The sequence below is a fragment of the Salegentibacter holothuriorum genome (assembly GCF_900168045.1).
GTDB lineage: Bacteria > Bacteroidota > Bacteroidia > Flavobacteriales > Flavobacteriaceae > Salegentibacter > Salegentibacter holothuriorum.
Window position 1 is genome coordinate 74060 of record NZ_FUYY01000007.1, and the last position, 18874, is coordinate 92933.

Consider the following 18874-nt stretch of genomic DNA (forward strand, 5'->3'; position numbering starts at 1 on the left):
CAAGAATAACTTATGGACAAAATTTTAGAGGAAGACAATATAAAACTAGATTTACCGGTAAAGATTAATTACGGGGTTTTGGAAGACGTACTTCAAAAAAAATTGGTTGGCGAGCAAATAGGGATGGAAGATTCTAGGGGCACGGTAAAGAATTATGTTGAAGTGCTTGGTGCCAATTTGGGTAAAAGTCAGGAGTTTAATTTTGATCTAACTCTTAACTTAAAATTGAAAACACTAACCACGCTTTTTAAAAATAAAGAAGTGAACTTATTAGTGCATCTTGCTTTGGGTTTTAATGAGGTAGACCAGGTGATAGATATTATAGAATACGAATTGGAAGGCCAGAGTAAAAATTGGCTTATGGATAATTCTCTAGAAACACTTGCAAACACTTTAATCTATAAAAAGATTAAAAATAAAATGAAGTTGGATCTTAAACCCCATATTAACGAGCAATTGGGTAAGGTAAATGAGAAGCTTAGTGAAGAGATGGAAACTGCACCCGGAGTTTTCCTTTCGGGGAATGTGAATATTTTGAAGGTTGCCCAAATTATCCCCGGAGACACCTTGTTGTTAATTCTTTTGGAAATTAGCGCCTATGGATTTATAGATATAAAAGAGATTAAGCTTTAGTTTCAAAAACTTCTAATATTTGTTCTAAGGCCATTGATCTGGAGCCTTTAATAAGAATACTGCAATCTTTTAATTCTGCTAAATGTAAGTGTTTTTTAATATTTTCGGTATTTTCAAACTTTATGATATTTGGTTTATTTGTTGTAGTTTTTTTAAACAGCTTTCCTACCAGATAGATTTCTGAAATATCAGCATTTTCTAAAAAATTTACGATTACCTGGTGTTCGGTTTCTGAAGCAGTGCCCAGCTCTCCCATATCACCTAAAATTACAATCTTAGTAGTCTTGGTTTTCACTTTGTTAAAATGCTGTAATGAGGCTATCATACTCGTTGGATTCGCATTGTAAGCATCCAGGTAGATTTTATTAGAATCACTTTTTATGATTTGAGAACGGTTGTTAGAAGGGGTGTAATTTTCTATAGCTGTTTGAATATCATTTACAGGAACTTTAAAGTATAAACCAATACATAGCGCAGCTGCCATGTTTTTGGCATTGTAGTTTCCACTTAATTGACTTTTAAAGTTTATGTCGTTAAAGATTAATTTAGCCGAATCACCAGTTTCTGGATAACTGATTTTTACCTGAGCCTTTCTGTTGGCTCCAAAAGTGAAATTGTGCTTATAGTTTATTTCCAGTCTCTGTACCTCATCGTCCAGATTTAGAAATATCAATTTTTTATTTTCTTTTAAATGTCTATATAATTCGGTTTTTGCTTGTATTACTCCGTTTAGGCTCCCGAATCCTTCCAGATGAGCTTTTCCAAAGTTTGTTATAAAACCATAATCTGGCATCACTATATTAGAGAGGAATTCAATTTCTCCAGGATGGTTTGCGCCCATTTCAATTAGTCCTATTTCTGTTTCCTCGTCCATTGCCAATAAACTTAGTGGTACTCCTATATGGTTGTTGAGGTTTCCCTTTGTAGCTGTAACCGTATATTTTTTTGAAAGTACGTTGTAAATAAGTTCCTTGGTAGTAGTTTTTCCATTGCTGCCCGTAATCCCAATTATTGGAATTCCCAGGAATTTTCTATGAAATGTAGCTAGCTTTTGGAGTGCTTTAAGGCTATCTTTTACAACAATATATTCTTTATCGTTTACCGCTGCATCTTTGTTATCTACAATAGCGCAAATTGCTCCTTTTGCAATGGCTTGCGCTGCAAATTGGTTACCGTTGAAATTAGCTCCTTTTAAAGCAAAGAAAATGCTTCCAGGTTTAATGTTGCGGGTATCTGTAGAAATTCCTGTGCTTACAAGAAATCTTTGGTGTATTATAGCTGTTTTCATAGTATGCCTTTCTAAGCCTTCTAATTAAGGTTTGAGCGCTTCAAAAATAAAACTATAAAAAAAGCCCTAAACGAATAGGGCTTTTATCATAATTTTTAGAAGATTAGAATTTTTAATTCCTTGCCTTCTTATTATCATCTAAAGATTTTGAACCAACTCTAGACATTGCATTTCTAAATCCAATATAATCTGTAGCCATATCCTGTGGGAAATATCTACGTTGAGCGGGATCTAACCAATAAGCACGATCTCTCCAGGAACCACCCTTGTAAACTCTAACCTCGTCACTAATAAGTGTTGTTCTATCTGCGCTGTCATATCCGCGTTTTGCCACTCCTGTACTATCTTGAGCTCCTGCTACATTGTAAGTTGGGGAGTTATACATACGCTGAGATTCATCTTCAGCTTCCTGGTATGACCTGTAATAACGGCTGGAACTTTTGTCGCCATCTCTAAAATTACGTTGGTCACTATCAGTATAATTAGTACGCATATAGGTATCTTCTTCAGTAACCGGTATTTGGGCAATATCTCCTGGATAGGATCTTGCAACCAATCTTCCGGTGGCTAAGGTGTCAAATTCAATTTCTTCAACTCCAACTACCTTTACACTTCCGTCTTCATTAATAGCATTTTTAGTATAAACATTACCTCTATAGTAGTTGAAATCATTGAATTCATCATCAACTATTGGGCGGTAAACATCAGCTACCCACTCTGCTACGTTTCCGGCCATGTCATAAAGGCCAAAATCATTAGGTTCGTAAGATTTTACTTCAGCGGTAATATCGGCACCATCATCACTCCATCCTGCAATACCGCCATAATCTCCATCGCTTTGTTTAAAATTGGCCAATTGGTCGCCTTGTTTTTTCACATCACCAGATCTGGTGTATTGACCATCCCATGGATATTTTTTTCTTCCTCTGTAAACATTATAATCCCTAATACCTACCAAAGAAGAGGCAGCATATTCCCATTCAGCTTCAGTTGGTAAACGGTATTCCGGTAGCAAAATGCCATCTTTGCGCTGAACATAAGTTTGTCCGCCAAGCGCATTGCCTTCTGCATCTGTATTTTGATTTTCAATCATATCCTGAGACTCATCGCCTCCCTGACTAATTTCAGTGTTGCCTCCATAGGCTTTACTCGGGGCATTAAGATAAGTGTCTGTATTAAATGTTGTTCCTGCTTGTACATCGGTTAAGCGTGCACCTTCTTTAGTGTAGCCGCCCTCTTCTAAAAGAAGCTCGTTCACCCTATCGGTTCTCCATTTGCTAAATTCTACAGCTTGTATCCAACTTACACCAACCACAGGATAGTTTCCATATGCAGGATGGCGTAGATAGTTATTTACCATTGTTTCATTGTATCCAAGTCTATTTCTCCAAACAAGAGTATCTGGTACAGCTCCGTTATAAATATTTCGAAAATTTTCCTGCGTAGGAGGAAAAACATTTTTTAACCAATCAAGATATTCCATATACATCATGTTGGTAACTTCGGTTTCGTCCATATAGAAAGACTGAACGTGCTGCTGCGTAGGGGTGTTATTCCAATCGTGCATCACATCGTCTTGTACCTGTCCCATAGTGAAGGTTCCACCCTCAACAAAAACCAGCCCGGGACCGGCTTCCTGTTCCTTGTAATCTGTGTTGTATTGAAATCCGCCTTCATCTGAATTAATATCCCATCCGGTTGCCCTGGAGCTATTATCATAGTCTCGGGAATTATTACAGCTTAGTAAACCAACGCTAAGAACGAGGGTTAAAAAGGCTCTAAAAGCAATATTGATTCTCATATTCATCATCTCTTTTGGTAGAAATATTAGGCTTTGCAATATAGTAATTAACGCTAAAAGTACAAGTTTATTTTATGTTCGCCCTAAGGCCTTACTTTTCTTTAAAACCCTGGCGCCCTTAAGGATTACGGTGTATGTGACTTTTAAAAAGTATCTGCACACCCTTTTAATTAAGCTCTAAGTTAAGCAAGAAAGCAGCAAAATTAAATGATTTTTATTTAATTGAAGGTTGCTAAGCTTAAAAAAGTGGTTAAAATGCTGATCATACAATATTTTAGCCCGTTTAGAGTTGTTGTATAGCTGCGCTAATTATTCTGGACTTTTGTGGAATAAGAAGGCTTTTTATTTCATATTCAGGTTATTTTGAACTTAAGGTCTTTTCTTAACAAGATTATTAGTATATATTTGTTAATCATTAATTAGTATGATGAAAAAAATCACAATATTATTGCTTGGGATTATTTTAAGCCTTCCGTTTAAAATGATGGCCCAGGAGGAAAGAGATAGGGTTATTACTACTGCGGTTCCCTTTTTACTTGTAGCAGCAGATGCCAGGGCAGCCGGCATGGGCGACCAGGGAGTAGCTACTTCAGCAGATGTGTTTTCCCAACAGTGGAATCCTGCAAAATATGCGTTTGCTCCCAGCGAACACGGAGTAGGTGTTTCTTATACCCCTTATTTAAGTGATATTGTAAATGATATCTTTCTTGGGAATATTACTTATTACCAGCGAATAAGTGAAAGAAGTGCTTTTGCTTCCAGCTTAAGATATTTTAGTTTGGGGAGTATAGAGAGACGTTCTACTATAGAACAAGCGCCCCTGGTTGTAAATCCTAATGAACTTACTTTTGATCTTTCTTATTCATTAAAGCTAAGTGAAAATATTGCCATGGCTGTTGCCGGGCGTTATTTGCATTCAGATCTTGGTCTGCAAGACGAAGAAGATTTAGGGGCAGCTAATAGTTTTGGGGTAGATATTGCTGCTTTTTATCGTAGTGACCAATTAACTTATTCTGGTTTTGATGGCGTATGGAAGGCAGGTGCCAATATTTCTAATATTGGTCCTAAAATGAAATATGATGATGCCGGACAGGAAAATTTTATTCCTACTAACTTTAAAGTAGGTGGGGGGTTTGATTTTATATTTGACATAGAAAATAGATTGGGAGCTTATGTTGAATTCAATAAGCTTTTGGTGCCGACTCCTAAAGATTTTAATGGTGACGGTGAAATTGATGCTGAAGATGATGCCGAGTATAATGATATAGGTGCTATAGAAGGGATTTTTACATCCTGGGGCGATGCTCCGGGCGGTTTTGGAGAAGAGCTTAGGGAAGTGACCTGGGCGATGGGAGCTGAATATATGTATCGTGAGGCTTTTGCTTTTCGTGCGGGGTATTTTACTGAAAGTCTCACCAAAGGATCCAGGAGATTTGTTTCTTTTGGAGCCGGTTTTAAATATGAGCAAGTTAATATAGATGTTTCTTATCTGTTTTCTACATCTACAGTTCCAAGTCCTTTAGAGGGAACCTTGCGATTTGGGTTAACATTTAACTTTGGAGATCAATACGCGGCCTATTAAATTCCCTTTTAGAATACCTTTATAGTTTAATATTTGCTGGCTGAAAGCTTTCTATTATCTTTCCTGTCCAATATTTTTTATATGAAACCATTTAAAGTTGTCTCTAATTTTGAGGTCTATGAATCTGTAGAAGAACTTCCAAAAGTTATTCAGGATTTAATGAAAGAAGCGGTTTCGGCGCGCGATAATGCATATGCGCCATATTCCCAATTTAAGGTGGGTGCTGCTTTGACCTTGAATAATGCTGAAGTTATAACGGGAAGTAATCAGGAAAATGCTTCATATCCTTCTGGACTTTGTGCAGAACGCACGGCAATTTATTATGCCGGTGCTAAATATCCCGAAGTACAAATTCAAAATATCGCTATTTCAGCTAAATCTATGAAGCATAAAGTTAACGCTCCTGTGCCGCCTTGTGGAGCCTGCAGGCAAGCGCTTATAGAGTATGAAGTGAAACAGAATTCAGAAATTAATGTCTTTTTTATGGGAGAGAGTGGCCAGGTTATGAAGGCGAATTCTATAAAAGATTTGCTACCTTTAATTTTTGATAATTCGGCCTTATAACGTTTTCGTTATTTTTGCTTGAAAACTGTTTTCCATTCTTATTGAAAATAGTATTTTTGTTATCCGCTTGGCAAACCCTATCTGTCTGGCCTAAAATTAATAAGTTAAATGAAGAAAGTAACAAAAGCCACGTATTTAAAGTGGTACGAGGATATGCTGTTTTGGCGTAAATTTGAAGACAAACTTGCGCAAGTTTACATTCAGCAGAAAGTAAGAGGTTTTTTGCATTTGTATAATGGGCAGGAAGCTATCCTGGCAGGTGCCCTTCATGTGATGGACCTGGAAAAGGATAAAATGATTACTGCTTATCGTAACCACGTGCAGCCAATTGGTTTAGGAGTAGATCCTAAACGTGTAATGGCAGAGCTTTATGGTAAAGGAACCGGTACCTCTCAAGGTCTTGGAGGTTCTATGCATATTTTCTCTAAAGAGCATAACTTTTACGGAGGTCACGGTATTGTTGGAGGTCAAATTCCACTAGGTGCAGGACTTGCATTTGCAGATAAATACTTTAAGCGCGAAGCGGTTACCCTAACCTTTTTAGGTGATGGTGCTGCAAGACAGGGTTCTCTTCATGAAACTTTAAATATGGCCGTTAAATGGAATTTACCGGTAGTTTTCTGTGTAGAGAATAACGGTTATGCCATGGGAACATCTGTAGCCAGAACTTCTAAAGGAACAGATATATGGAAACTTGGTAATGGTTATGAAATGCCTTGTGGCCCTGTAGATGCTATGGATCCTATTAAAGTTGCAGAAGCTTTAGATGAGGCTATTAAAAGAGCGAGAAAAGGTGACGGCCCTACATTTTTAGAAATGAAAACTTACCGTTATCGCGGTCACTCTATGAGTGATGCTCAAAAATATAGAACAAAAGAAGAAGTTGCAGAATATCAGGAATTAGACCCCATCACTAAGGTGTTGAGTGTGATTAAGGATAAAAAGTATGCTTCAGAAGATCAAATAAAAGAGATCAATCAGCGCGTTAAAGATAAGGTGTCTGAATGTGAGAAATTCGCAGAAGAATCAGATTTCCCAGAAAAGAACGTAATGTATGATGTTGTTTACGAACAGGAAGATTATCCGTTTTTAGCACATAAACCTCAGTAAATTATGGCAGAAGTAATAAATATGCCGCGTTTGAGCGACACTATGGAAGAAGGTGTTGTAGCGAAGTGGCTAAAGCAAAAAGGTGATAAAGTTCAAGAAGGGGATATCCTTGCTGAGATAGAAACCGATAAGGCTACTATGGAGTTTGAGTCTTTCTACGAAGGAACTTTGCTTCATATTGGAATTGAGGAGGGTGAAACCGCTCCTGTAGATACCCTGCTTGCTATTATTGGGGAAGAAGACGAAGATATTTCAGAATTACTGAAAGGCGGCGGAGATGCCGATAAAGATAAAGAAGAAGATGCCTCAGATTCTGATGAAGACGAGGGCGAAGATGAAGCTGAAAGTGATGGCGATAGTGACGATGGAGGAATTCCAGAAGGTGTAGAAATTATTACTATGCCGCGTCTTAGCGATACCATGGAAGAGGGGACTGTTGCGTCCTGGCTGAAAAAGGAAGGTGATAAGGTTGAAGAAGGTGATATCCTTGCTGAGATTGAAACCGATAAGGCTACCATGGAATTCGAATCTTTCTATGAAGGTACGCTGCTTAAAATTGGTCTTGAAGAAGGAGAAACTGCGAAAGTAGATAGTCTTTTAGCTATAATTGGACCAGAAGGAACAGATGTTTCCAATGTTTCAGTAGATGGAAAGTCTAAAAAGGAAACTTCAGGAAAATCAGAGAAAAAAGAAGAGAAATCTGAGGAGAAAGAAAGTAAGTCTTCAGAAAAGAAATCTTCTGGTGCTACTAAAGATGGTGGAAGAATATTTGCTTCTCCATTGGCTAAGAAAATGGCAGAAGATAAAGGTATAGATCTATCAAATGTTGAAGGTAGCGGCGGTAATGGCCGTATCGTGAAAAAAGATATTGAAGATTACAAGCCTTCAGAAAAACCTGCTGAAGCACAGCCTCAATCTGAAGCTAAAGATACAGCAGCTGCACCACAGCCTTATGTGCCTGCAGGAGAAGAAAGCTTTGAGGAGATTAAAAATTCTCAAATGCGTAAAACCATTGCGAAGAGACTGGGAGAATCTAAGTTTAACGCGCCGCACTATTATCTAACTATAGAGGTAGATATGGCAAATGCAATGGCTTCTCGAAAGCAAATTAACGAGATGCCAGATATAAAGGTTTCCTTTAACGATATGGTAATTAAGGCCAGTGCAATGGCACTTCGTAAACATCCACAGGTAAATAGCCAGTGGACGGGTGAATCTATGAAAATTGCAAAACACATTCATATGGGTGTTGCAGTTGCCGTAGAAGAAGGTCTTGTTGTTCCTGTTTTGAAATTTGCCGATCAAATGTCTATGACTCAAATTGGGAATAATGTAAAAGACGTTGCCGGGAAAGCCAGAAACAAGAAATTGCAACCTAAAGATATGGAAGGAAGTACTTTTACTGTATCTAACCTGGGAATGTTTGGTATTGTTGAGTTTACAAGTATCATTAATCAACCTAACTCTGCAATTCTTTCTGTAGGAACTATTGTTGAAAAACCAGTAGTTAAAAATGGAGAGATTGTAGTAGGGAATACAATGAAGTTAACACTTGCCTGTGATCACAGAACGGTAGACGGTGCAACCGGTGCTGCTTTCTTGAAAACGCTTAAAACTTATATGGAGAATCCGGTAACTATGTTGGCATAAACCAGATTTATAAATAACTAATTATTAAAATCCCGCACACTTGCGGGATTTTTTTATCTTTAACGATATGAGAAAAATCGCCATACATTTTACAATAATAGCCGCATTTCTGCTTACTTCTGTCTGCGGAAATTCACAATCTATTCAAACTTCAACAGAAGTAAAAACCAGTTTCAATACTAATGTTAAGCAAGCTGAAATTCAGGAACTACTAAACTATTTGTCTTCTAACGAATTAAAAGGAAGGCAAACCGGTACAGAAGGAATAGAACTGGCGGCACGAAGAATTGAAAAGGTTTTTAAAGAAAATAATATCCAAAAATATTTTGATTCCTACCGTCATAATTTTACAATAGATGGAGTTAAAGGATTTAATTTGGTAGCAATGCTTGAGGGTAATGATCCTAAGTTAAAGGATGAATTTATTATTCTTGGGGCCCATTACGATCATATAGGGATCCAGAAACCTCTAGAAGGGGATTCTATCGCTAACGGCGCTAACGATAATGCTGCAGGAACTGTTGCGGTTGTAGAATTGGCTAAAAAGTTTGCTGAAATAGGCGATCATAAACGAACTATTATGTTTGTATTATTTTCTGCTGAAGAAATGGGGTTGGTAGGAGCAAAGAAAATAGCACAAAGGCTCAAAGAGGATGAACTAGATTTATATACTTTGTTTAATTTTGAAATGATTGGTGTGCCAATGAATGGGAAGGACTATATAGGTTATCTTACCGGTTTTGAAAATTCCAATTTTGCAGATAAATTCAATGAATATTCTGGGGAAAAAGTACTGGGTTTTTTACCGCAGGCTAAAGAGTACAATCTTTTTAAACGAAGCGATAATTATCCTTTTTTTGAGGAGTTTAAGGTTCCGGCACAAACAATTTCAACTTTCGATTTTACCAATTACGATTACTATCATCACGTAGCAGATGAAGCGCAACGACTTGATGTTGGCCACATGGCCAATGTTATAGAAAGTGTTATTCCCGGAATATTAAAAATGGCCAATACACCTGAAAAAGAAATAAAACTGAACCAGCATGATGCTGGACGCTAAAGTGCTTGAAATCGTAAAAAATAAATGAAGGTGGAAAACTGGAAAATGAGAACTTAAATTATGACGAAGATGAAACATATTGTTATAACAGGAACCAGTCGCGGAATGGGTTATGAAATGGTCAAGCTCTTTGCTGAGAAAGGGCACAAAGTACTGGCGATTTCCCGAAATGATAAGCCGGTTTCTGACTTAAATTTAGAAGGTGTGACTGCGCTTTCCTGTGATATATCAAAAGCCGAAGATCTGGGGAGGGTTTCGGCGTTTATCGATTCAGAATGGAAACAGGTGGATGTTTTAATAAATAATGCCGGGGCGCTTATTAATAAAGATTTTGAAAAAATTTCTGCAGAAGAATTTCAGCAGATATATAGTACCAATGTTTTTGGAGTAATTGGTTTGACCCAAAAATTATTACCTTTTATGAAAAAGGATGCTCACGTGGTAAATATTAGTACTATGGGTGGCGTACAGGGCAGTGTGAAATTTCCTGGACTTTCTGCTTACAGTTCCAGTAAAGCGGCAGTAATTACCTTAACCGAACTTTTGGCAGAGGAATATAAAGAAAAAGGACCTTCATTTAACGTATTGGCTCTGGGTGCTGTACAAACCGAAATGCTGGAAGAAGCATTTCCGGGACTGGAAGTTCCACTCTCGGCTAAAGATATGGCCGGGTATATTATGGATTTTAGTCTTACGGGGCATAAATTTTATAATGGTAAATTACTCCAGGTTTCTAATAGTACGCCTTAGCCAATGAGAGAAATTCTTGAAAGATATATTCCAGAACGAGCTGTTTCTCCTATTTTTGAATTGATAAAAGCTAATAATGTTCATTTAAAAATTGTAAATGAGCGCAAAACCAGGCACGGCGATTATCGAAGAATGCCAAATGGAGCACAGCAAATTACGGTAAACGCCAATTTAAATGAATACCGTTTTTTAATTACTTTAGTTCATGAAATTGCCCACTTAATAGCTTTCGAGAAATTTGGAAGACAAATAAAGCCTCATGGACACGAATGGAAATTTACTTTTAAGGAATTAATGTTGCCTTTTATAAGACCAGATGTGTTTCCCTCGGGATTGCTTCCGGTGATCGCGCAACATTTTAAAAACCCTAAAGCCAGTAGTGATACTGATGCAAGATTATCTGTAGCACTTAAAACTTTTGACCCTAAGAACGATAAAAATTATATTTTTGAAATTCCGTTAGGAGGGATTTTTAGAATCTATAATGGAAAAACGTTTAAAAAGGGAGAGCGAAAAATAAAACGCTATGAATGCCTGGAAGTTGATACCGGTAAGGTTTATTTATTTCAGCCCAATGCAGAAGTGGAGTTGCTAAAAAATTAATTCCTTTTTTATGAAAAACACAAATCACTACGCGATTCTAATGGCCGGGGGAATTGGTTCCCGTTTCTGGCCTGTAAGCACTTCGAAATATCCCAAGCAATTTCAGGATATTTTGGGCGCGGGATCTACACTTATACAAACTACTTTTCATCGTTTGGCAAAACTAATGCCTGTAGAAAATATTATAATTCTTACTCATAAAGATTATAAGGAAACCGTAAAAGAGCAGCTTCCCCAGGTTAATGATGAACAAATTGTATTGGAGCCCGAGATGCGTAATACCGCTCCCAGCATTTTGCTTGGTGCTTTAAAGATTAAAAAGAAAAATAAGGATGCTTTAATATTAGTGGCGCCAAGCGACCACTGGATTCAGGGTGATGTTGCGTTTCAGGATAATATTGAGGAAGCTTTTAAAATTGTTGCTTCAGAAGATAAATTAATTACTCTGGGAATAGAACCTACTTTTCCCAATACTGGTTATGGGTATATTAAATATGAAAAGGATGATGCTGAGGGTGATAAGCACGTATTAAGGTTCACAGAAAAGCCTTCTTTTAAACAAGCAGAAAGCTTTCTTGAGGAAGGTAATTACGTTTGGAACGCCGGAATTTTTATTTGGAGTGCTGCATTTATTCTTGAAAGTTTTAAAAAATACCATCCCGAGACTTTTAGACTTTTTCAAAAAGGTAATGATGTATATAATACAGAAAAGGAACAGGAGTTTTTAGATGAAAATTATCATAAAACACAAAGTGTTTCTATAGATTACGCTATTATGGAAAAATCTGATAGCGTTTATGTGATCCCTGCGAAATTTAAATGGAACGATTTGGGTACCTGGAAGTCTCTGGAAGATGAACTACCACAAGACGACCAACATAATACCATGGTAAATGGGAGGTTATTACCTTTAAACTCTACCGGAAATATTATTAAAACCCATAGCAATAAAGTGGTAGTTTTAGATGGATTGCATGATTTTGTGGTGGTGGAGAATGATAAAATATTATTAATTACTCCAAAAGATAATATACAGGAAATCAAGGCGATTCGTGAAAAGGTGATGGCGCAATTTGGAGAAGATCTAGGGTAAAGCCCTTTGTGGTGATGCCAAGAGGTATTAGATAGAAAATTTATGAATTTTGGGGTAAGCCTCGCAGCATTTAAATCTCGAATATCGAGTGAATTCTATGGATAACAATCAAAAGCCTGAAAATAATCAACCCTCTCAAAATCAAGAGAAATCTGAAGATTTGGGTGCAAATGCAAAGGGTATTTGGCAGAGTATAAAAGCACTTATAAGAGAGCTACTGGAAATTAGGCATGATACTGATAGGGAATCTACGGTAGAAGCAGTGAAAAAAGATATTTCCTTTAAAGGGCATAACGCCTGGATTCTTATATTTTCTATTTTCGTGGCTTCTGTTGGCCTCAACGTGGGTAGTACAGCAGTTGTTATTGGAGCCATGCTTATTTCTCCGCTAATGGGGCCAATTGTTGGTGTAGGAATGTCTGTAGCGATAAACGACGTCCTTACATTAAGAAAATCTTTTATAAATCTGGGTTTAATGGTAGGCTTAAGTGTGCTTACCGCTTATGTTTATTTTCTTATTTCGCCTGTTAAAGAAGAAACACCTGAACTTATAGCGAGGACTTATCCTACAATTTTAGACGTTTTAGTAGCGATTTTTGGCGGATTGGCTTTAATAGTTGCTAAGACTAAAAAAGGGACAATTGCCAGTGTGATTCTTGGTGTTGCGATTGCAACTGCACTTATGCCACCTTTATGTACCGTAGGTTATGGATTGGCTATTGGGAACTGGTCTTATGCGGGAGGTGCCTTGTATCTATTTTCAATTAATGCGGTATTTATTGCACTTTCAACTTTTGTAGTAACCAAGGTACTTGATTTTCCTTTGGTGAAATATGTAAACAGTAAAAGACGTAGAAGAACTGCTCAAATAGCCTCAACTATTGCGGTAATTGTAATGATTCCCAGTGTAATATTGTTTGTTTTTCTGCTTCAGGAACAATTGTTTGAATCTAAGGCAAAAGAGTTTGTATCTAATATAATGAGGTATGAAGGAACTGAAACCATAAAATCTACTTACGATTATAAAGAAAAAAGTATAGAAGTTTATTTGATTGGAAACCGCGTTCCACAGACTTCAATTACCACCTGGCAGAAGCAATTGAAGGATTTTGAGGCTTTAAAAGAAACTAAATTAATTATACACCAGGGAGCAGATCCCAGTGGGGCGATAGATGAACTTTCTATGCAGGTTAAAAGTGGTATACTGGAAGATCTTTATATGAGAAACCAGGAGCTTATTGAAAATAAAGATGAAAAAATAGCGCTGTTGGAAAATGAAATTTCCAAATACCGTGGCAGTAGTTTTTCTTTTAGTGATTTAAGCCAGGAAGCAAAAATAAATTACGATGGGATAGGTGAGTTGGGATATTCTAATTTAATCACAACCAATTTCTCGAAAATAGATACCATTCCAACGTTTACTGTGGGTTGGAAAAAAGACTTAAAAACCAGCCAGATTTCTGAACAGAAAGAACGTTTTGAAAAATGGCTAAAAGTCAGGTTGAAATTAGATACGCTACAGGTGAAATCTGTTAATTAAAGCCCTTTCTGTTGTGCCTCTCTTACTTTCTGAAATAAATTTGAGGAGTAAACAAAATCGGTTACAGTTTCGTCATCGGTTTTGAATATTTGCGATTTATCTCCTTTCCAGGCTAAAACGCCATCTTTTAGAAAGGCAATATTTTCCCCAATTTCTAAAACCGAATTCATATCGTGGGTTATGATAATTGTAGTAATATCATATTCGTGTGTAATTTCCTGGATAAGATTATCTATTACCGTAGCAGTTTTGGGGTCAAGACCCGAGTTTGGTTCATCACAGAATAGGTATTTAGGTCGGTTTACAATAGCTCGGGCAATAGAAACACGCTTCTGCATACCTCCGCTAATTTCTGAAGGCATTTTTTTCTCGTTACCGTCTAAATTTACTCGTTTTAAAACCTCTTTAACTCGTTTTTTATTTTCCTTATGTTGCTTTTTAGTGAACATTTTTAGAGGGAACATCACATTTTCTTCTACCGTCATAGAATCAAAAAGAGCACCGCCCTGGAAAACCATTCCTATTTCTTTACTAAGATCTTTCCGTTCATCCTCAGTAAATCTACTATAAGGTTTTCCATCGTATTTTATCACGCCTTTTTCAGGAGTAAATAAACCCAACATACATTTTAGAAGCACACTTTTCCCCGAACCAGATTGACCTATAATAAGATTAGTTTTACTTTTTTCAAATGTAAAATCTATTCCTTTTAAGACTTCCTCTCCATCAAATGCTTTATGTAAATTTTCTACTTCTATCATTAGCTGAGTAATAATTGGGTTACTGCATAATTTGTTATAATAATAACCACACTGGTCCAAACAAAAGAGGTGGTACTGGCTTCACCAACTTCTAGTGCGCCACCTTTCATATAATAACCGTGGTAAGCGGGAACGGTGGCCAAAATAAACGCAAATAAGAATGTTTTTATAAAAGCGTAAACGAGATGAAATGGTATAAAATCCTCCTGAAGTCCCTGTACAAAAATATCTGGAGGAACAAAACCTCCCATAACTGCTGCCGTATATGCCCCAAGAATACCCAGGAACATAGAAATAGCAATGACAAATGGATAAAATAGCATAGCTATTATCTTAGGGAAAATAAGATAATTTAAAGAGTTAATACCCATTACTTCTAGAGCATCAATTTGCTCGGTCACGTTCATAGAACCAATACTGGAAGTAATATAAGAACCTACTTTACCTGCCATAATAATAGAGATAAAGGTGGGGGCAAATTCCAGAATTATAGACTGTCTTGCAGCATAGGCAACTAAGGATTTTGGAATTAACGGGTTGTTTAAATTTAATGCGGTTTGTAAAGCTACTACTGCCCCAATAAAAAATGATAGAAAAGACACAATTCCCATTGAGCCAACTATTAGGTCATCTATTTCTTTAAAGATTAAACTTCTTAGAACCGATGTTTTTGTCATTCGGCGGAAAGTTCCCTTCAGCATCAAAAAATATTCCCCAATGGAGTGTAGATAGTTCATTAAGCAATTTTTGTAAAGCTAAAATACTAAAAATATACTCCAAAGTATTTAACGTAGAATTAATCTTTAGCCCAATAAGTTTAGTAATTTTGAGCTACTTCTATAAAACAATACAAGATGAAGCGATTAGCATTTTTATTATTGACGGGATTATTAAGTTTTCAGGCTTTTTCTCAGGAAAAACCCCAGGAGAAACCTAAGCTTGTGGTAGGAATTGTAGTGGATCAAATGCGCTATGATTATATAGACAGGTTTTGGGAAAGATTTGGAGAAGACGGATTTAAAAAATTAATAAATGAAGGGTACAACTTTAAAAACAACCATTTTAATTATGTGCCTACTTATACCGGTCCTGGTCATGCTTCGGTTTATACAGGGACCAGCCCAATGAACCATGGAATTATTGGAAATGGATGGTATGATAAGTTTATTAAAGAATCGGTTTATTGTGCCGGAGATGAAACGGTAACATCGGTTGGAACTAAAGATGAAGCCGGAAAAATGTCTCCACATAGAATGAAAACAACCACGGTTAGCGACGAGAACAGGCTTCATACCCAAATGCGAGGAAAAACCATTGGGGTTTCTATTAAAGATCGTGGCTCTATTTTACCTGCTGGGCATACTGCAAATGCAGCCTATTGGTTTCACGGAGGTGATGAGGGGAAGTGGATTACCAGTTCGTTTTATATGGAAGAATTACCAAAATGGGTTAAAGACTTTAATGCTTCAGATAAAGTAGAAGCATATTTAAAACCCTGGAACACCCTTTACGATATTGATACTTACATAGAGAGCGGTAGCGATAAGAACAATTTTGAAGGTGGTTTTAGAGGGAAAAAAGACGCTACATTTCCGTATGATCTCGCTAAATTAAGTAAAGAGAATGGCGGATTTGATATCATTGAAAATTCAGCTTATGGGAATGATATTACCCTTGAATTTGCTCTTGCAGCGATTGAAGCCGAGGAATTGGGGCAGGATGTAGATACAGATTTCCTTACGTTAAGTTTTTCTAGTACCGATAAGATAGGTCATAATTTTGGAGTGAATTCAAAAGAAATTCAGGATACTTATCTTAGGCTAGATCAAAATATAGCACAGCTTTTAGAAAGCTTAGACGCGAAAATTGGCGAAGGTAATTATACCATTTTCTTAACTGCAGATCACGGTGGAGTAGATGTTCCCGCTTATTTGGAGTCTGTAAAGATTCCGGCAGGATATTTTGAATCTGATGAGTTTGTAAACGAGCTTAAAGAATTTGCCGCAAGGGAGTTTGGAGAAGAGGACCTTATAGAAAGTGTATATAATAGTCAGGTATTCTTTAATTATGATTTGATGGAGGAGGCCGAAATCAGTTCTTCAGCTTTACAATCTAAATTGGCGCATTATATTCTTCAGTTAGATCAAATAGATAAAGTATATACCAGAGATCAACTAAGTAGCGGAAGTTTTGTGACGGGTACAGGTGCTGCTATTCAAAATGGATTTAATCAAAAGCGAAGTGGAGATTTGATCTATGTTTTAGACCCTGCTACCATTGTGTATTCAAGAACTGGATCTACCCACGGGAGCGACCTTAATTACGATACTCACGCTCCGTTAATTTTCTACGGAAATGGTGTTAGTCAGGGAAGTACAACAGAGCGTACAGAAATAATAGATATTGCCCCAACGGTTTCTACTATTTTGGGAATATCTTTCCCTAATGGAACTACCGGAAAACCATTGTATATGATGTTGGATGCTAAAAAAACGGCTGTTTCAGAATAGTTTTTCCTGCATTTTTTTCCAACGTAATTTTTTTATAAAACGACCTTCATCTTTATTTACAAGATAAGGTCGTTTTTCATTTTTGGCATATAGAAAACCAGTTATACAGTTTAGGAAAAAGCCCAAATCTTTCTTTTTAAAAGCAAGTTTAGCCGAAGCTATTACGGTTATTGCAAAACCATATCTTAAGCTGTAAAAAGCCTCTCCCTGCTTATATTTTGAAGTTTTATTATAATTCTTTCCTGTGGGTTTAAGATGTTTTACCCTTAGGTTTTCATCGGTTTTTATTTCCCAGCCGTGATATTGTGCAAGTAGTTCATCTGCGGTATCCCAACCCATAGCCGGTTTAAGGCCGCCAATATTATTAAAGCAGGCTTTTCGGTAGGTTTTTAAAGCCCCGCGAATATGATCCTTCCCCGTTAAATTCTCTAAAATCCAATTCCCATTTCTTTGAATTTCACAAAAACCACCCACCATTCCGGTTTTGGGATTTTGTTTAAAATTAAAGCTAATTTGTTCTAAATAGTTTTCAGGAAAAATTAGATCGGCATCAAACTTACAAATGATATCAAAATCGTTGTCAAGTGTTTTGAAACCTATATTGAAAGCGTTCACAACTTTGCTACCGGGCAAATGTTTGCCTTCTGAAGTATTCTTTATAAGAGATATTTCAGGATGTTTTTTAGCTATTTCAGAGATAATTTCCGGAGTTCTGTCAGAAGAACCATCATCTACCACTACAATTTTATGAGCTCGATGACTTTGGCTGATCAAAGACTGAAGCGTTTTGCCAATAAATGCGGCTTCGTTGTAGGCGGGGATAATAATATAAATCTTCAAATTTAATGGGTTGCAGATTTTGATAATGCGAAGATAGTGTTTAGAATCTCAATTTTTCTAAATGAAAATTTAAACAGTCCTAATTCAGGTTCATTCTGCTAGATCATTCGGAAAAAACAACTAATGAAAATGTACTTTTGATTGAAGCTTTACAGCAATACAGAGCAATTGATTCAGGTCTTAAAGTGTTGATTAAGAGCCTGAGCCACGGACTAGCACAACTCTTTAAAAAAACATATAAAGATATTGCCATTATGCAGGAATTTTTCAGATTAGTAGGGCTAAACAATTAATTATAAGCAAGTTAAATTAATTTTTAAAGCTTATCTTTATTTTAATGATAACTAAAAAAGTATCTCATGGCACAATTTACAATAAACCCTCAACGATTAGATCCCTATAAGAATTTTAAATTCCGTGTGAAATGGGATGGAAAATATGTGGCCGGTATCAGTAAAATAAGCCCTCTTATAAAAACTACCCAGGTTGTTAAACACAGAGAAGGAGGAGATCCTGGAAACCTTCGGAAGTCTCCTGGGCAAACTGATTTTGCGCCAATTATTATTGAACGTGGTGTAACGCACGATCCCGAATTTGAAGAATGGGCAAATAAAGTGTTTCAATTCGGTGCTGGTGACGGAACAGAGGTTTCCTTAAAAGATTTCAGAAAAGATCTAATAATTGAATTATATAATGAAGCAGGTCAACTCGCTATAACCTACAGGGTTTATCGCTGTTGGGTTTCCGAATTTCAGGCATTACCAGAACTGGATGCATCTGGAAATGCTGTGTTAATACAATATCTCAAAATTGAAAATGAAGGTTGGGCAAGGGACACAGATATAATTGAACCTGAAGAGTACTCAGATTCTAAGTCTGGAGGTAAATCCAAAAAATAAAGTATACAGTATATCGTATTTATAAGGTTGGCATTTTATTATTTTCATAACCAACTCTGAAAGATATGCTCCTTTTTTTTGAAATAGCTAATTCCTCAAAAAGCGTCGCATTATATATCGTACTCTATCCTAAATTTAAAAAAAAAGTCTTTACAACTTCGATTTGAAGCCTTAAAAAGGCGCAAAA

The 18874-nt window shown here is 36.7% G+C and carries 17 protein-coding genes; 12 read left to right on the plus strand and 5 right to left on the minus strand.

Going from position 1 to position 18874, the window contains the following annotated elements:
* The first annotated feature begins 12 nt into the window (after window positions 1–12).
* On the plus strand, window positions 13–633 hold the full coding sequence (locus B5X51_RS13750) for a DUF4403 family protein (protein WP_079721770.1): 621 nt from the start codon (window positions 13–15) through the stop codon (window positions 631–633).
* Here the strand turns inward: B5X51_RS13750 and B5X51_RS13755 are convergent.
* Entirely contained in the window at window positions 623–1921 is a 1299-nt protein-coding gene (locus tag B5X51_RS13755) for a UDP-N-acetylmuramoyl-tripeptide--D-alanyl-D-alanine ligase (protein WP_079721771.1), read from the minus strand. The two genes, B5X51_RS13750 and B5X51_RS13755, sit on opposite strands and share 11 nt — an antisense overlap.
* Window positions 1922–2033: 112 nt before the next feature.
* A complete protein-coding gene (gldJ, locus tag B5X51_RS13760) occupies window positions 2034–3728 on the minus strand; it encodes a gliding motility lipoprotein GldJ (protein WP_449415964.1) in 1695 nt (564 codons plus the stop codon).
* 421 nt (window positions 3729–4149) lie between these two features.
* On the opposite strand from gldJ, the gene porV reads away from it, so the two are divergent.
* The 9 genes from porV (at window position 4150) to B5X51_RS13805 (ending at window position 13677) form a co-directional block, all read left to right on the plus strand.
* Entirely contained in the window at window positions 4150–5304 is a 1155-nt protein-coding gene (gene porV, locus B5X51_RS13765; protein WP_079721773.1) for a type IX secretion system outer membrane channel protein PorV, read from the plus strand.
* 81 nt (window positions 5305–5385) lie between these two features.
* Entirely contained in the window at window positions 5386–5868 is a 483-nt protein-coding gene (gene cdd / locus B5X51_RS13770; protein ID WP_079721774.1) for a cytidine deaminase, read from the plus strand.
* Between the two features lie 108 nt (window positions 5869–5976).
* On the plus strand, window positions 5977–6978 hold the full coding sequence (pdhA, locus tag B5X51_RS13775) for a pyruvate dehydrogenase (acetyl-transferring) E1 component subunit alpha (RefSeq protein ID WP_079721775.1): 1002 nt from the start codon (window positions 5977–5979) through the stop codon (window positions 6976–6978).
* A 3-nt stretch (window positions 6979–6981) separates the two neighbouring features.
* Window positions 6982–8628, plus strand: a complete 1647-nt coding sequence (locus tag B5X51_RS13780) for a pyruvate dehydrogenase complex dihydrolipoamide acetyltransferase (protein ID WP_079721776.1) — start codon at window positions 6982–6984, stop codon at window positions 8626–8628.
* Window positions 8629–8668: 40 nt separating this feature from the next.
* Window positions 8669–9691, plus strand: a complete 1023-nt coding sequence (locus B5X51_RS13785) for a M20/M25/M40 family metallo-hydrolase (RefSeq protein ID WP_245828758.1) — start codon at window positions 8669–8671, stop codon at window positions 9689–9691.
* Between the two features lie 69 nt (window positions 9692–9760).
* Window positions 9761–10441, plus strand: coding sequence for an SDR family NAD(P)-dependent oxidoreductase (locus B5X51_RS13790; RefSeq protein WP_079721777.1), 681 nt, complete (start codon window positions 9761–9763; stop codon window positions 10439–10441).
* Window positions 10442–10444: 3 nt separating this feature from the next.
* Complete coding sequence (locus B5X51_RS13795) at window positions 10445–11044, plus strand: SprT-like domain-containing protein (protein WP_079721778.1); 600 nt, start codon at window positions 10445–10447, stop codon at window positions 11042–11044.
* Between the two features lie 10 nt (window positions 11045–11054).
* Entirely contained in the window at window positions 11055–12137 is a 1083-nt protein-coding gene (locus tag B5X51_RS13800) for a mannose-1-phosphate guanylyltransferase (RefSeq protein ID WP_079721779.1), read from the plus strand.
* Window positions 12138–12234: 97 nt separating this feature from the next.
* Window positions 12235–13677, plus strand: a complete 1443-nt coding sequence (locus B5X51_RS13805; protein ID WP_079721780.1) for a DUF389 domain-containing protein — start codon at window positions 12235–12237, stop codon at window positions 13675–13677.
* Here B5X51_RS13805 and B5X51_RS13810 read toward each other — a convergent pair.
* A complete protein-coding gene (locus B5X51_RS13810; RefSeq protein ID WP_079721781.1) occupies window positions 13674–14438 on the minus strand; it encodes an ABC transporter ATP-binding protein in 765 nt (254 codons plus the stop codon). The genes B5X51_RS13805 and B5X51_RS13810 overlap by 4 nt on opposite strands.
* Complete coding sequence (locus tag B5X51_RS13815; RefSeq protein WP_079721782.1) at window positions 14438–15175, minus strand: MlaE family ABC transporter permease; 738 nt, start codon at window positions 15173–15175, stop codon at window positions 14438–14440. The genes B5X51_RS13810 and B5X51_RS13815 overlap by 1 nt, the downstream gene beginning before the upstream one ends.
* 117 nt (window positions 15176–15292) lie before the next feature.
* Here B5X51_RS13815 and pafA point away from each other — a divergent pair, with 117 nt between their 5' ends.
* Complete coding sequence (gene pafA, locus B5X51_RS13820; RefSeq protein ID WP_079721783.1) at window positions 15293–16948, plus strand: alkaline phosphatase PafA; 1656 nt, start codon at window positions 15293–15295, stop codon at window positions 16946–16948.
* Here pafA and B5X51_RS13825 read toward each other — a convergent pair.
* A complete protein-coding gene (locus B5X51_RS13825; protein WP_079721784.1) occupies window positions 16940–17788 on the minus strand; it encodes a glycosyltransferase family 2 protein in 849 nt (282 codons plus the stop codon). The two genes, pafA and B5X51_RS13825, sit on opposite strands and share 9 nt — an antisense overlap.
* Window positions 17789–18147: 359 nt before the next feature.
* Here B5X51_RS13825 and B5X51_RS13830 point away from each other — a divergent pair, with 359 nt between their 5' ends.
* Entirely contained in the window at window positions 18148–18687 is a 540-nt protein-coding gene (locus tag B5X51_RS13830; protein ID WP_079721785.1) for a phage tail protein, read from the plus strand.
* Window positions 18688–18874 lie beyond the last annotated feature (187 nt).

What these genes read in the sequence shown, in the direction of transcription:
- porV (WP_079721773.1), top strand. Translation starts at nt 4,150, where the DNA reads ATGAAAAAAATCACAATATTATTGCTTGGGATTATTTTAAGCCTTCCG.
- pdhA (WP_079721775.1), top strand. Translation starts at nt 5,977, where the DNA reads ATGAAGAAAGTAACAAAAGCCACGTATTTAAAGTGGTACGAGGATATG.
- B5X51_RS13795 (WP_079721778.1), top strand. Translation starts at nt 10,445, where the DNA reads ATGAGAGAAATTCTTGAAAGATATATTCCAGAACGAGCTGTTTCTCCT.
- cdd (WP_079721774.1), top strand. Translation starts at nt 5,386, where the DNA reads ATGAAACCATTTAAAGTTGTCTCTAATTTTGAGGTCTATGAATCTGTA.
- B5X51_RS13805 (WP_079721780.1), top strand. Translation starts at nt 12,235, where the DNA reads ATGGATAACAATCAAAAGCCTGAAAATAATCAACCCTCTCAAAATCAA.
- B5X51_RS13800 (WP_079721779.1), top strand. Translation starts at nt 11,055, where the DNA reads ATGAAAAACACAAATCACTACGCGATTCTAATGGCCGGGGGAATTGGT.
- B5X51_RS13815 (WP_079721782.1), bottom strand. Translation starts at nt 15,175, where the DNA reads ATGAACTATCTACACTCCATTGGGGAATATTTTTTGATGCTGAAGGGA.
- B5X51_RS13830 (WP_079721785.1), top strand. Translation starts at nt 18,148, where the DNA reads ATGGCACAATTTACAATAAACCCTCAACGATTAGATCCCTATAAGAAT.
- B5X51_RS13810 (WP_079721781.1), bottom strand. Translation starts at nt 14,438, where the DNA reads ATGATAGAAGTAGAAAATTTACATAAAGCATTTGATGGAGAGGAAGTC.
- gldJ (WP_449415964.1), bottom strand. Translation starts at nt 3,728, where the DNA reads ATGAATATGAGAATCAATATTGCTTTTAGAGCCTTTTTAACCCTCGTT.
- B5X51_RS13750 (WP_079721770.1), top strand. Translation starts at nt 13, where the DNA reads ATGGACAAAATTTTAGAGGAAGACAATATAAAACTAGATTTACCGGTA.
- B5X51_RS13790 (WP_079721777.1), top strand. Translation starts at nt 9,761, where the DNA reads ATGAAACATATTGTTATAACAGGAACCAGTCGCGGAATGGGTTATGAA.
- B5X51_RS13780 (WP_079721776.1), top strand. Translation starts at nt 6,982, where the DNA reads ATGGCAGAAGTAATAAATATGCCGCGTTTGAGCGACACTATGGAAGAA.
- pafA (WP_079721783.1), top strand. Translation starts at nt 15,293, where the DNA reads ATGAAGCGATTAGCATTTTTATTATTGACGGGATTATTAAGTTTTCAG.
- B5X51_RS13755 (WP_079721771.1), bottom strand. Translation starts at nt 1,921, where the DNA reads ATGAAAACAGCTATAATACACCAAAGATTTCTTGTAAGCACAGGAATT.